This window comes from Romboutsia sedimentorum (genome assembly GCF_030131845.1).
Lineage (GTDB): Bacteria > Bacillota > Clostridia > Peptostreptococcales > Peptostreptococcaceae > Romboutsia_D > Romboutsia_D sedimentorum.
Genome location: NZ_JASKYM010000002.1, coordinates 46,338 through 60,429 on the forward strand (window position 1 = coordinate 46,338; position 14,092 = coordinate 60,429).

Here is a 14,092-nt window from a genome sequence, read left to right on the forward strand (position 1 = left end):
ACAATAATGGCTGTGATATGTCTATAAAATATACAAAATATAGCATAATTAAACTTACATTTAATTACAAATAATATGTAAATTAATGTATAATAAAATTAGTAAAATAAGTAAGGGGAGAAATTACATGTCAGTTTTAGATAAGATACTAAGTAAGTCAGACGAAGCGGAAATAAATATATTAAATAAGATAGTTGATAAAATAGATGAAGTAGAAGAGTCTGTACAAAAATTAAGTGATAATGAATTAAAAAACATGACAAATGTTTTTAAGGAGAGATTAAATAGCGGTGAAACTCTAGACGATATCTTAATCGAAGCATTTGCAGTTTGTCGTGAAGCTTCAAAGAGAGTTTTAGGTATGCGTCAATACAGAGTACAATTAATAGGTGGGATTGTACTTCATCAAGGTAAGATTGCTGAGATGAGAACTGGAGAAGGTAAAACTTTAGTTGCTGTTGCTCCAGTTTATTTAAATGCACTAAGTGGTATGGGAGTTCACGTTATAACTGTTAATGATTATTTAGCTAAGCGTGATAAAGAACTTATGCAACCTGTGTATGAATTTTTAGGTATGAGTGTAGGGGTTATAGTAAACGGTCAAGATCCTACTGAGAGGAAAGCTCAATATGAGTGCGATATAACTTATGGTACTAACAATGAGTATGGATTTGATTATTTAAAAGATAACATGGTAACTAGAAATGAAGAGAAAGTACAAAGAAAATTAAACTATGCTATAGTCGATGAAGTTGACTCTATACTTATAGATGAAGCTAGAACTCCACTTATAATATCTGGTAGCGGAGATGAAAGTACTAAATTATATGATATAGCAGATGCTTTTATAAAAACTTTAGTAGAAGATGATTATGAATTAGATGAAAAAGAAAATACTATAGCACTTAGTGAAGATGGTATGACTAAGGCTGAGTCTTTCTTTGGAGTAGAATCTATAAATAGTATAGAAAATATAGAAATATGTCACCATATCAATCAAGCACTAAGAGCTTATAAATTAATGGATAAAGATGTAGATTATGTAGTTAAAAATAATGAAATAATGATAGTAGATGAATTTACAGGAAGAATAATGGATGGTAGAAGATATTCAGATGGTCTTCATCAGGCTATAGAAGCTAAGGAAAAAGTTGAAATAAAAAGAGAATCTAAGACTTTAGCTACTGTAACTTTCCAAAACTTCTTTAGAATGTATTCTAAACTTTCAGGAATGACAGGTACTGCTAAAACAGAAGAAGGAGAATTCCAATCTACTTATAGTATGAATGTTGTTACTATACCTACTAATAAGCCTATACTTAGAGCAGACTTAAATGATTTGGTATTTAAAACTGAAGAAGCGAAATATGATGCGGTAGTTAAAGAGATAGCAAGGATACATGAAAGTGGACAACCTGTATTAGTTGGTACTGTATCTATTGATAAGTCAGAATATTTATCAAGTTTACTTAAGAAAAAAGGAATAAAACATGAAGTATTAAATGCTAAAAATCATGAAAAAGAAGCAGAAATAGTTAAAAAAGCTGGTAAATTAAATTCTGTAACTATAGCTACTAATATGGCTGGTCGTGGAACTGATATATCTTTAGGAGACTCTGATAAAGGAGAGGGAACTAAGGTATGTGAACTTGGTGGACTTTATGTTATAGGTACTGAAAGACATGAAACAAGAAGAATAGACAATCAGTTAAGAGGACGTTCTGGTCGTCAAGGTGACCCTGGTACTTCAAGATTCTTTGTTAGTTTAGAAGATGAAGTTATAAAACTATATGGAGGAAGAAGTATAGAAAAGATAATGAAAAGAATGAATGCTGATGAAAATTCTGCACTAGAAGGTAAGAATTTAATGAAAGCAATCGAAAGAGCACAAAGAGGAATAGAAGGACGTAACTTCGAGATAAGAAAGAACGTTATAAAATACGATGATACTATAAATGAACAAAGAAAAGTTATTTATGCTGAAAGAAACAAGGTATTAGATAACTTAGATTTAGAAGAAGAAATTCAAAAAGTGGTTAAAGATGTTATAAGTGATACAGCACAAAAATACCTTAAAAAGAATAAAGATTATTATGGATTCTTAAATAGCATATGCAATAAATTTATGCCAAAAGAAGCTTTAATAATTCCTGATATGGATAAAATGAGCGTAGAAGAAATTATAGAATATACTTATGATTTATCGAAAAGAGTTTACGATTTTAAAAAAATTGTTTGTGGAATTGAAGAATTAAGAAACTTAGAAAGAAGAGTTTTATTAGAAGTGGTTGATTCTCGTTGGATAGAACATATTGATGCTATGGATCAGCTAAGACAATGTATTGGATTAGCTGCTATTGGTCAAAAGGATCCTGTAAAAGAATATGCTATTCAGGGATATGATATGTTTGAAGAGTTAAATAGAAATATTAGAACAGAAACTATAAAGTATTTATATAAATTTAATTAATATGAAATATTATATTGAAATGAAAAGACCCTATACAAATGCATAGGGTCTTTTCTGTGAGAAATACCGAAAAAAGAGATGTTTAAAATTCTTTTTTCTAATAAAATTATACTATATAAATTGACAAAAGTCGAGCAATATAAAATTAAATAAATATGAAAAAATAATGAATTCAAAATAGTCAACAAAAAAAGAGTAACAAAAAAATTGAAAAATATGACTTGTGAAAAATTTACCTAAAATTACAAAAATTGTCCTTTAAACTCTATATATGTTATAATATATTGCGAATGAAAAAAAAGGGGGAGTTTTATGAGAAAATCAACGAAAATGCTTGCAACAACAGGAATGGCAATAACTTTAGTTGTGCCAAATGTTGCAATGGCAACTGAAAAAATAGAAAACAATTCAAATATTAACATAAATCTAGAGAAAAGAACTGTGTTATTGGGAGATAAATCTAAAATAAGCGTATCTTTTAAAGAAAAGCAAAACGCTAACAGTATAACATTAAATTATTTATGTTATGACATGCCACTTAGTACAACTCTAAATTATAATGAACAAACTGATTCATATGAGGGCGAGATAAACTTTAATAAAGATCCAGAATACTTAAATGTATGGGAAATTGAAAATATAACTATAAATTCAGATACTGAAAAAGTATTAAGCAGTACTGATTTACAAAACTTAGGATTAAATTTAGATGATTATAAAGTAACACAAGAATATATAGTTACAACTCCAAAGTCACTTGCAACATATCTTCAAAAATCAGCAGCACCAGTTAAGAAACTTGTAGGGGATAATAGACAAGATACTGCTGTTGAGATAAGTAAAGAAGGATGGGCAAATGGATCAAGTAAAGTAATATTAGTAAATGGGAATGCAATAGCAGATGGTATAACAGCTACACCACTAGCTACAACTTATGATGCACCTATACTTCTTGTAAATAAAGACAATATACCAGCAAGTACACTACAAGAAATATCTCGTTTAAATCCAAGTGAAATAATAGTAGTTGGAGGAGAGTCAGTTATATCTAACAATGCTATAAATAATTTAAAACAGAATGTATCTACAAACAATGTTAGACGTTTAGCGGGTATTAACAGATATGAAACATCTTTAAAGATAGCTCAAGAGATAGACAATAATCATGATGTTAATAAAATTTACATAGCTAATGGATATAAAGGCGAAGTAGATGCACTTACTATAGCTGCAAAAGCAGGTCAAGATAAGCAACCTATAATATTAAGTGAAAAAACTAATATACCAACTTCAACTTACAATTGGTTAAAAAATGAAAACTTAACTGATGCTTACTTTATAGGTGGGGAAAATGTTATAACAACAGATGTTATACACCAAATAGCAGAGATAACAAAACCAGCGGCTGGTCAAAGTGTTTATAGAAATAGAGTGTATGGAACTGATAGACATGAAACAAATGCTAAGGTTATAGAAAGATTTTATCCTCAAGCAGACTTAGAATCTGTTTTAGTTGCTAAATCAGATGTATTAGTAGATGCTCTAGCGGCAGGACCATTAGCTGCTAAATTAAACTCTCCAATACTTATAAACCCTACAACTTATGTATCAAATTATCATCAAGACAACTTAAGCAATAAAAGTGCTAAGTTGGTATATCAAGTTGGTGGAGGAATAAAGGACAGTGTTATAAATGATATAGCATATAAATTATCTGAGCGTAACTTAGGAAATCATACAGTTGTAATTGACCCAGGTCATGGAGGAGCAGATTCTGGTGCACTAAACCAAGCAAATAAAAACATAAAAGAAAAAGATTATACTTTAGACACTTCTCTAGCATCAGCACAGTACTTAAGAGATAGTGGTGTAAATGTCGTACTTACTAGAGATAAAGATGTTACTACGGCTTTAGGTTCTAGAACTGACTTATCAAATTCAATAAATCCAGACTTACTTGTAAGTGTACATTTTAATTCATATAATACACAAGCTAAGGGAAGCGAAATATATTATAAGTATAAAGATAGAAATGGTGGAACTAGTAAAACTGCAGCAACTAACATATTAAATAGCATATTAGAAAAATTCAATTTCTCTAATAGAGGTATAAAGACTAGAACTGCGGACTCGGGAGCTGATTATTATCATATGATAAGAGAGAGTGTTGCACCTTCTGTAATAGTTGAATCTTCATTTATAGATAGTGAACAAGACCAATTACTTGTAAATACTCTTGAAAAAAGAAAAAATCTAGGAATCCAAATAGGTAAAGGTATAGAAAAAACTGTAAAAAATTAATTTTGTTTATTTATAAAAATAAAAAATGTACAATTTACCAACTATACCGATACTTGTAACCGTAAGGAGGAATTACTCAAAGTAACATTTATTTTATTGATAATCTAACTAATATTGAGTATAATATAGAAATAAGTCGAATTACATTTCCAAGAATCTTAATAAAATGGAGGCAATTATGACTGATTATACTAGTGAAGGATGCAAAAAAATGAATGTGAGTAGTTTTGAGTATAAAGATAATATGGAATTATTAGAGAATATTGATTATAGTGCTGTTAAAGGGTCAATGTTTTTTAACCTATATCAACGATTATTAGATATAGTTTTATCATTAATAGGATTAGTAATAGGTTTACCTATAATAGTTATATTTGGAATACTTATAAAAATAGAAGATAACGGACCGATAACTTATAAACAAGAAAGAATGGGAAAAGGCGGAAGTAGATTTGATATATACAAATTAAGGTCTATGAGAACTGATGCTGAAAAATTTGGTGCTCAATGGGCAACAAAGGATGATCCTAGAATAACTAAAGTTGGTAATTTTATTAGAAAAACTAGAATTGATGAACTCCCACAATTATTTAATATACTAAAGGGAGATATGAGTGTTATAGGACCAAGACCGGAAAGACCATCTTTTACTGAAGAATTCAACAATGATATACCTGGATTTATCAATAGACTTGCTATAAAGCCTGGACTTACAGGTTGGGCACAAGTTAATGGTGGTTATGATATCAATCCTAAGGAAAAGCTAATAGAGGATATGTACTATATTAAAAATAGGAGTATATTATTAGACTTTAAGATACTCTTTAAAACTGTTAAGGTCGTATTAACAGGAGACGGAGCTAGATAATTTTTTAAAATTAGATTATTAACCACTAAAAGGGCTCTTTATAAAGAGCCCTTTTAGTTTATATTACCAAAAATTTGAGAAGGATATGATTGCATATGATAAAGAAAATTACAACTATATTATCTATTAGTTTGTTGTGCTTTACTTCAACTAAATTAGATATTTATGCAAATGAAAAGTACAATAGAAATGTTATAAAAGGGACTCCTATGGAAATATCTATGGAGCTTAATAAAAGTGCGTTTAAAAAGTCAAAAGAAGCAATTCTTATAAATGAAGAAGCGCTTGTAGACGGTGTAAGTACTACACCTTTGGCTTATGCTAAAAATGCTCCTATTATTGCAGTTAAGTGGAAATCAATAGATAAAGAAACTAAAAATTACCTAAAAACATTAGGTGTAGAAAAGATAACAATTATAGGTGGTTTAAAAAATGTATCTAAAACTAGTGAAATGTATCTAAAAGACTTGGGATATGAAGTTAAAAGAATAAGTGGAGACAATAGATACAAGACATGTATAAAGTTAGCTAATGAAATGAACAAAATTAATAAAGTGAAAAGTGTAATGTTGCTTAACTCAAAGTCGGGTTTTGAAAATGCATTAGGAGTATATTCTTATGCCGCTCAAAATAATATGCCAATAATCTGGTGTGATGATGAGGATTTTAGTCTGTCTAAATCTTATATAAAAAAAAATAAAATAGAAAAAGTATTTACTATTGGTGATAAACAAAAGTATACAGATGTGATTGAAAAAAATATTAGAAATGTTAAAGTCTTAGAAGAAGCAAATAAAGCAGATGCTAATATAGGGATAATAAAAGAATTACAAAAGAACAAATTTAACAGCATGTATACTGTAAACTTGGAATATGGAAATCATTCTCAAAGTATAGAATGTATTTCACTAGGAGTTGTTGCAGCTAAGCAAAATATACCTATATTGATAGGTGATGAAATGCTAAATAAACCTCAAGAAAAGTTTTTAGATGACAATAATGTAGATACTCTTAACCAAGTTGGTTCAAATATAAAAGATTATAGCATGTTAGATACTATAATGAGTAAAAGTTTTTTATCTAGTATACTATTAATTTTATTATTAACAATAATGGTGTTTAGATCATTTAGAAACAAAGCATAAAACAAGTTTTAGAGTTTACTTAAAATAAGGAGAAAATAAAATGTCAAAAACAGCTAAAGCAGCTTTATGGATTATGATTGCCACAATGCTTTCTAAAGTATTGGGATTATTTAGAGAACTTGTGATTGGAAACTTTTATGGAACAGGAAAACTTTCAGATGTATTTTTATATACATTAAATATACCTGGGATAATTGTTGCCGTAGTAGGTTCTGCTATTGCCACTACTTATATACCCTTGTATTTTGAATTGAAAGAGAAAAAAGGTGAGGAAGAAGCCTTAAAATTTACTAATAACATAATTAATATTTGTGCAATTATAACTGTTATAATTGCAATTTTAGGTTTAGTGTTTACTGAAGAATTTGTAAAAATATTTGCTGGTGGATTTAGTGGTGATAAATTTGATTTAGCAGTAGACTTTACAAAAATCATGATATCAGGAGTCTTATTCTTAGGAGTAAGTAAGATACTTAGTTCATATTTACAGGTTAATGATAACTTTGTAATACCAGGGCTTATAGGTATACCATACAACATAATAATAATTATAGCTGTTGTTATAAGTACTAAAACAAACATACGTGTATTAGCTATAGGTGCATTAATTGCTATGGCGAGTCAGTTGTTTTTCCAAATACCTTCTGCAATGAAAAAGTCCTTTAAATATAAACCGTATTTAAATGTAAAAGATGAAACAGTTAAACAACTGACAATTTTAGTAATGCCTATGCTTATAGGTGTTGGAATCGGTCAGTTAAATACATTTGTAGATAAAGCATTAGCGACAACTTTATCAGATGGAAAATTGTCAGCTCTATACTATGCTGGAAAATTAAATGAGTTTGTTATGGCTTTATTTGTTACATCTATAGTAACAGTTATTTACCCTAAGTTAGCTAAGATGTCAAATACTAAAAATAACAGTGGATTTGTAAGCACTATTGTTACGTCATCTAACTCTATAACACTAGTAGTTATGCCAATAGCTATAGGTGCAATAGTTTTAGCTGACCCGATAGTTAGAATAATATTTCAAAGAGGAGCATTTGATGCACAGTCTGTTAATATGACAGCTATGGCTTTAAGATTCTTTTCTATAGGACTGTTAGCTAGTGGAATAAGAGATGTTTTATATAGAGTTTTCTATTCTATATCTGACACCAAAACTCCTATGATAAATGGAAGTATTGCACTACTTATAAACATAGTATTAAACTTTGCGTTAATAGGAAGTTTAGATTATATAGGACTTGCACTTTCAACAAGTATTTCTTCTGTAGTTACAGTTATACTACTATTTGGATCACTTAAAAAGAAAGTGGGATACTTTGGAGGAGATAAGATAGTAAAAACCGTGCTAAAGACTTTTGGTTCATCTATGGTTATGGGAGCTGTAGCATTCTTTGTATTCAAGAATATTAGCGCGATTATGGGAATTGGAAAGTTAGGCGACATAGTATCTACAAGTGTAGCTGTTTTATTAGGAGCACTAGTTTATACAGTGTTAATAATGATATTAAAAGTAGAAGAATTAGATTTAATTTTCGATATGATTAAAAAAACAAAAAATAAATTATTAAAAAGGTAGTAAAAGAAAGGAAGAGACTATGAGTTATAAAGCAGCATATGAGGCGTGGTTAAACTCTCCTTATTTTGATGAAGATACAAAAGTAGAATTATTAGGGATAAAAAATGATGATAAAGAGATTCAAGAAAGATTTTATAAAAACTTAGAGTTTGGTACTGGTGGGCTAAGAGGTATCATTGGAGCTGGAACTAACAGAATAAATATATATACTGTTAGACGAGCTACTTTAGGTGTAGCAAATTATATAATAAATAATATGGGGCAAAATGGTAGAGACAAAGGTGTTGTAATAGCTCATGACAGTAGATATATGTCTAGAGAATTTTGTATAGAAGTTTCAAAAACTTTAGCAGTGTATGGTATTAAAGCATATATATTTGATGATTTAAGAACAACGCCTATACTTTCTTTTGCACTTAGATATTTAAATTGTGCTATGGGGATTGTTATAACTGCTAGCCATAATCCAAAGGAATACAATGGCTATAAAGTATATGGTCCAGATGGTGGACAAGTATGTATAGATATGGCTAATTCTATAATAGATGAAGTTAATAAAATAGATGATTATAGTACTATAAAAACTATAGATTTTGATGAAGCTGTAAAAAATAATCTTATAGTGAATTTAGATTCTAAAGTAGATATAGCTTTTAAAGAGGCAGTTAAATCTCAAATATTAAGACAAGATATAATAGATGAGTACGGAAAAGATTTAAAAGTTATATTTACACCAATTCATGGTACGGGAAATATACCAGTAAGAGAAGTATTAAAAGAAGCTGGATTTAAAAATGTAGAAGTTGTTAAAGAACAAGAAATGCCAGATTGCAATTTTTCAACTGTACAATATCCAAATCCAGAAGAAAAGTCTGTATTTAACATAGCTATAGAAATGGCAAAACAAGATGGAACTGATTTAATAATAGGTACTGACCCTGATTGTGATAGAGTTGGTGTTGTTGTTAAAAATGCAAATGGAGAGTACACTGTCTTAAATGGTAATCAAGTAGGATCACTACTTGTTAGATATGTAATAGAAAGTTTAGTTGAGAAAAATAAATTGCCTAAAAATCCTGCAATAGTAAAAACTATAGTTACTTCAGAACTTGGAGGAAAAATTGCAAAACACTATGGTGTTGATTGTCTAGATACCTTAACTGGATTTAAGTTTATAGGCGAAAAAATAAATGAGTTTGAAAATGATAAAAGTGAAGATGCCAAAAGTTTCATAATGGGTTATGAGGAAAGCTACGGATATTTAGTAGGAACTCATGCTAGAGATAAAGATGGAGTTGTAGCAGCTTTATTGATATGTGAAATGGCAGCTTATTATATGTCTAAAAATCTAAGTTTATATGAAGGATTAGTTGATACTTACAATAAGTTTGGATACTACAAAGAAGATTTAAAATCTATAACTTTAAAAGGTATAGAAGGAATAGAAAAAATAAAAGAAATTATGAACCACTTTAGAAACACTAATATAGAGAGTATAAGTGATATAAAAGTTTTAAAAATACTTGATTATAATAATTGTGTTGATGATTTACCTAAGTCTGATGTACTTAAGTTTATACTAGAAGATGGGTCTTGGATAGCTGTTAGACCATCTGGTACGGAGCCTAAGATTAAGTTTTACTTTGGTGTGAATTCTGATAATGAAGAAGAAGTAGAATCTAAATTATCTAAATTAATGTCTTCTATGACAGAGAAAGTTAATTCTATATAAATATTAAGGAGTGATTTTATTGATACCTAAAAAGATACACTATGTTTGGATTGGTGGTGCAAAAGGCACTGTAGAAAATATATGTATTAATTCTTGGAAAGAAAAACTTCCAGATTATGAAATAATAGAGTGGAATGAAAAAAATGTTGATATAGAAAAAGTAATAAAAGGTAAAAAATTCTTAGAAGAATGTTATAAGAAAAAATTATGGGCTTATATATCTGATTATATAAGACTAAAGTCTTTATATGAACATGGTGGAGTTTACATGGACACTGATATGCAAATCCTAAAGGACATAACACCGCTATTAGATAAGAGTGAAATATTTATGGGATATGAATGTGAAAAATATGTAAATGGAGCTATAATAGGTTCTGTTAAAGGTCATAAATTACTTAAAGATTTACTAGATTTTTATGAAAGTGAAATTTTAAGTTGTGACTTTTTCACAATACCAAAAGTTATAACTCATATTATAGAAACTAAATATACAAAAATAGATAGAAATAATTATAGTGATAATATAGCACTTTATGATGAAAGATATTTTTACCCATTTAGTTATAAAGAAAGTTTTTATGATGAATGTATAAAAGAAGATACTTACGGAATACATTGGTGGGGCAAAAGTTGGGCTAAGAAAAGAGATTATTTCTTAGAGAGCAAACATCTAAGTGGTACAGATAAGGCATTTAAGTGTTCTAAAATATTTGCAAGTAACACTCTACTAAAGTTAAAAGGGAGAAAGTAATATGAATAGTTTAAGTAAAAAAACAAATGTAAAAAATGTGATTTTTACTCTTGTATTATTTTCTATTATTTTAAGAAAATATATGATATCTTTTGTAGACCCTAGCATAAATATAGGGTTGATTAAGTCATTATTATTTTATGGTGCAATAGCTATATTAGGGATACTTTTTTTATTAGATAGTAAAAAAAGTATCACAGAAATTTTATTAGTAGGTGGTTGTAGTATTCTTTATATAATAAATAGAGAAGGTGCAATATTGCTAATTGTATTATTAGCTGTTGCTGCAAAAAATATAGATGATAAGTACGTAGTTAAAAATTACCTTATTATATCAGCTATTTTCTTGATAATAAGTATATTAATATTTAACCTTTTTCCGTGGTTAGAATCTAACCATGAAGTTCACTATAGATATATAGATGCACTAGATATTTCAGTCCCTAGACTTGACTATGGATTAGGTAATCCAAATGCAGTGTTTTATCATATGGTAACTATTTATACTGCATATATATTCTTAAGATTTGAGAAATACAATAACTGGGATAGATTGCTTTTATTTGGAACATCAATCTTAATATATCAAAATACTTATAGTAGAACAGGTTTTTATACTGTTGTAGCAGGATTAGCTTTTGTAGAAATAATAAGATTTTTAGATATAAAAAAGATAAAGCCACTTTCTTATTTAGCGAAAATATCACCTATATTACTTACTGTTGTAAGTGTAATAATGGGAACTGTACTTTATAAAAATGGTGCATTAAATAGACTTTTAGCAAGTAGACCTAAGTATTGGAATGTATATTTAAGTAAAGAAGGTAACTTTTTAAAGCCTTTTGGTAATGTTTATAGTTCTGTTATAAAATCTAACAATCCACTAGATAATTCATATGTATATATAGTATGTATGCTAGGTTTAGTAGCATTTGCACTATTTGCATATATAATGTATAAGGGAATAAAAAGCTTTATAGAAAAAGATAAGAAAAAATATTTATCAGTAATTGTTATATTCTTGATTTATTGTTTTGCAGAAAATTTATTACTTGAGGCTGCATTTAGTTTTGGGATTATACTGGTTATAAAAGAAGTTATGCTAAATGATAAAAGAGAGATAAATATTTATGAAATTTTCAAAAGAAAAGTTTAAAAAATCGGGAGGTCAAAATGTTAGTATCATTAGTAATGCCAACCTTAAATAGATATGATGATATAGATTTATTAATGCAGAGTTTACAAAGACAGACTTACAAGAACTTTGAATTAATAGTTATAGATCAAAATGATAATAATAAGGTAGAAGAAATTGTAAATAAATATAAAGATGAGATAGTTGTAAAATATATAAAAAGTGACAAAATAGGATTAAGCTATAATAGAAATATAGGAATAGAAATGGCTAAAGGCCAAATAATAGCATTTCCTGATGACGATTGTGTATACGAAGATGATACTTTAGAAAAGGTTATAAAATTCTTCGAAGAAAATGATAATTATAGATTATATAGTTGTAAGACTATGGATGCAAATAAAGTTGATTGTTTTAAGAAAATGTATGATGGAAGATGTGAAATAAGTAGTACTAATATAATGGATACTTTAACATCAATAACATTTTTTATAAATTTTAAAAATGATAATTATACTAGATTTGATGAGAAATTAGGTGTTGGTGGAGAGTATGGTTCTGGAGAAGAAATAGACTATGTACTAGATTTACTTAGCAAGGGATATAAAGGAAGATATTTTGGTGAAAATATAATTTATCATCCAGCAAAAAAACACTCTAAATCAAAAGAGAAATATCAAAGAGATTTTAACTATGGTAGAGGTTTCGGAGCGCTTTGTAAAAAAGAAATAGTTTATAGAAAAAATTATAAGTTTATAAAAGTAATGGGCTATAAAATAGTAAGAAATATTGGTGGTATTATTCTAAACAAAGATAGAGATTATCATGATGCTACAATAAAGGGAAGAATCGAAGGATTTAGAAAATATAAATTATAGATACATAGCGAGGACAACACTTATGAGTAAAATAAATGCATTAGTAAATATGACTCTAGCAGCTATAATATATCCATTCAAAAAAACAGAATTTAAGAATGGAAATATTTGGCTTATAGGCGGACATGCTGGGGATATATATGATGATAATTCTAAGTTCCTTTATGAATATATATTAAATAATCATAAGGATGTAGATATTTATTGGGTTGTAAATGAAGATAGTAAAGTTAAAAATAAAATACCAGGAAAAATTTTAATAAAAGGAAGTATAGAAAATTATTTATATTACTACAATGCAAAGGTAATAGTATTTTCTCATGCACCATCAGCAGATATAGCTCCTTACAATTTTGCTATTCCAATATTAAATAAATTCCATGAAAATGTATTTAAGGTATTTTTAAATCATGGTTCGATAAGCTTTAAGAAAAGAAAGCCTATGAATGCTAAACTTAAAAAATTGATAGATGATTTAATGAGAAGTTATAATATGGCGACTGCTATATCTGAGTTTGAAAAAGATATTATGGTTAATGAGTGGAAAATGAGTGAAGATGCTGTATGTGTAGTTGGTAGTGCAAGACATGACAATCTTCCTTTAAATGAAAAATCTAAAAATAGAGATATTTTATATATGCCAACTTGGAGAGATTGGATTAAGTTTGGTTCAGGTGAATTTACAGAAACTCAATACTTTATAAATATAATGAACTTTTTAAATGATGAAAGATTAAATGATATATTAGAGAAAAATGACGTTAATATAAAGTTTTATATGCATCATTTAATGCATGGGTTTATTGATGATATAAAAGAAAATATAACTGGAAAAAGAATAATATTCTTAGATAAAGATGTCACAGTGGCAGATGAAATAACATCTTCAATAGCTAATATAACAGATTATTCAGGTGTGGCTGTAGATTTTCTATATATGGATAGACCGATACTTTTTTATCAATTTGACAAAGAAAAATATAAACAAGAAGTGGATTCATATATAGACTTAGATAATGAAATGTTTGGTTCTATAGCTTACAATAAAGACCAAGCAGTAGATGAATTAATAAGATTAATAGAGAGTGGATTTGAAGTTAAAAAAAATCAAGAAGATGCAAGAAATAAGTTTTTCAGATATAATGATAATGGAAATTGTAATAGAATTTATAATTCTATATTAAAAAAATTAAATAATATATAAATAGTGAGGAAACT

Annotated in this window: 10 protein-coding genes; all 10 read left to right on the top strand. The window is 28.1% G+C overall.

What is annotated here, in order from left to right:
• Positions 1 to 127: 127 nt before the first annotated feature.
• A complete protein-coding gene (gene secA / locus QOZ84_RS05395) occupies positions 128 to 2,470 on the top strand; it encodes a preprotein translocase subunit SecA (RefSeq protein ID WP_284131941.1) in 2,343 nt (780 codons plus the stop codon).
• A 312-nt stretch (positions 2,471 to 2,782) separates the two neighbouring features.
• Positions 2,783 to 4,771 (top strand): cell wall-binding repeat-containing protein, encoded by a 1,989-nt coding sequence (locus QOZ84_RS05400; RefSeq protein ID WP_284131942.1) that lies wholly within the window; start codon positions 2,783 to 2,785, stop codon positions 4,769 to 4,771.
• A 211-nt stretch (positions 4,772 to 4,982) separates the two neighbouring features.
• Positions 4,983 to 5,639 carry an exopolysaccharide biosynthesis polyprenyl glycosylphosphotransferase gene (locus QOZ84_RS05405; RefSeq protein ID WP_416390344.1) on the top strand — a complete coding sequence of 219 codons (657 nt, stop codon included), beginning with the start codon at positions 4,983 to 4,985 and terminating at the stop codon, positions 5,637 to 5,639.
• A 95-nt stretch (positions 5,640 to 5,734) separates the two neighbouring features.
• Positions 5,735 to 6,784: a cell wall-binding repeat-containing protein gene (locus tag QOZ84_RS05410; RefSeq protein WP_284131944.1), complete on the top strand. Its 1,050-nt coding sequence runs from the start codon at positions 5,735 to 5,737 to the stop codon at positions 6,782 to 6,784.
• A gap of 40 nt (positions 6,785 to 6,824) precedes the next feature.
• Positions 6,825 to 8,375 (top strand): murein biosynthesis integral membrane protein MurJ, encoded by a 1,551-nt coding sequence (gene murJ, locus QOZ84_RS05415; RefSeq protein WP_284131945.1) that lies wholly within the window; start codon positions 6,825 to 6,827, stop codon positions 8,373 to 8,375.
• Between the two features lie 19 nt (positions 8,376 to 8,394).
• The gene (locus tag QOZ84_RS05420) at positions 8,395 to 10,107 is read left to right on the top strand and encodes a phospho-sugar mutase (RefSeq protein ID WP_284131946.1); all 1,713 of its coding nucleotides are present in this window, start codon (positions 8,395 to 8,397) and stop codon (positions 10,105 to 10,107) included.
• Positions 10,108 to 10,117: 10 nt separating this feature from the next.
• Positions 10,118 to 10,861 (top strand): glycosyltransferase family 32 protein, encoded by a 744-nt coding sequence (locus QOZ84_RS05425; RefSeq protein WP_284131947.1) that lies wholly within the window; start codon positions 10,118 to 10,120, stop codon positions 10,859 to 10,861.
• Positions 10,862 to 10,901: 40 nt separating this feature from the next.
• Positions 10,902 to 12,017 carry a polysaccharide polymerase gene (locus QOZ84_RS05430; protein WP_416390345.1) on the top strand — a complete coding sequence of 372 codons (1,116 nt, stop codon included), beginning with the start codon at positions 10,902 to 10,904 and terminating at the stop codon, positions 12,015 to 12,017.
• A 17-nt stretch (positions 12,018 to 12,034) separates the two neighbouring features.
• Positions 12,035 to 12,874: a glycosyltransferase family 2 protein gene (locus QOZ84_RS05435; protein ID WP_284131949.1), complete on the top strand. Its 840-nt coding sequence runs from the start codon at positions 12,035 to 12,037 to the stop codon at positions 12,872 to 12,874.
• A gap of 22 nt (positions 12,875 to 12,896) precedes the next feature.
• Complete coding sequence (locus QOZ84_RS05440) at positions 12,897 to 14,078, top strand: CDP-glycerol glycerophosphotransferase family protein (RefSeq protein ID WP_284131950.1); 1,182 nt, start codon at positions 12,897 to 12,899, stop codon at positions 14,076 to 14,078.
• Positions 14,079 to 14,092: the final 14 nt, after the last annotated feature.